Origin of the sequence: Bowmanella yangjiangensis, assembly GCF_017255015.1 — a bacterium.
In the GTDB taxonomy this organism is placed as follows: Bacteria; Pseudomonadota; Gammaproteobacteria; order Enterobacterales; family Alteromonadaceae; genus Bowmanella; species Bowmanella yangjiangensis.
Window position 1 is genome coordinate 1 of the sequence record NZ_JAFKCS010000396.1, and the last position, 723, is coordinate 723.

2 protein-coding genes are annotated in these 723 nt (G+C 60.0%); both read left to right on the forward strand.

Annotated elements, in window-relative coordinates; translation table 11 throughout:
• A partial coding sequence (locus tag J0A65_RS24785) for a hypothetical protein (protein WP_206596899.1) occupies positions 1–307 on the forward strand: 307 nt, incomplete at its 5' end.
• A 58-nt stretch (positions 308–365) separates the two neighbouring features.
• Positions 366–716 (forward strand): hypothetical protein, encoded by a 351-nt coding sequence (locus J0A65_RS24790; protein ID WP_150605943.1) that lies wholly within the window; start codon positions 366–368, stop codon positions 714–716.
• Positions 717–723 lie beyond the last annotated feature (7 nt).

The window sequence follows — 723 nt, forward strand, 5'->3', positions numbered from 1 at the left end:
CATCCAGCCCCGAAGCGCGAGCCACCGTTTTGCTCGCGCCCCTGCCTGGAACAACGATATGGATATCAACCGCTTCGAACGAACCCGCATGAGCTATGAAAACGTACCGGTGTACCGCAAGCGCTGGTTCGTCTTCCTCTCGCTGCTGTTCTTCATCCCCGCCACCCTCCTCATCGCTCTGACGGGTGACCTGTACGCCCAGAAGGACGGGGTCGTGTACAAGTTCAAGAACAATGCCGTCCATCAGCTGATCGTCACGGCAGTGGTGTTCATGATGGTCGGCCTGTTCCTGGCAGCAGGCCGCTGACACACGCCCGGCACTTGCCAGCAACCGCCCCTTCGGCAATGGATTACCTGGAGCTGCAATGCATAAATGGATGTTCTTTCTCGCCGCCCTGTCGCTGGCCGGCTGTACCAGCCCTGAAGAGCTGCTGATCAGGGTTCAACTGGAGAAAGCCGTCGCCCACGCGGAGCGAGAAGCCGTCGAGGATGCGCTCAGCATGAGCGCCGAGTGCCAGGAGAAGGAGCAGACCTGGCGCGCTCCCATCCACTCCCTGACCCAGGATATCCGCGTGCAGCGCTGTGACATCGTCTACTACTACCTGGCGCGCTACGCTCTGGTCGAAGGCGATGAGTTGCCCATCGACTTCATTCCCTCGATCAGTTTTCTGGGCACCGAGAACCTGCTGACGGGCGAAAAGATCAGCCTGTACTGACCGCCCT

Bases quoted from the DNA above. Each gene is read 5' to 3' on its own strand.
- J0A65_RS24790 (WP_150605943.1), top strand. From the start codon at position 366: ATGCATAAATGGATGTTCTTTCTCGCCGCCCTGTCGCTGGCCGGCTGT.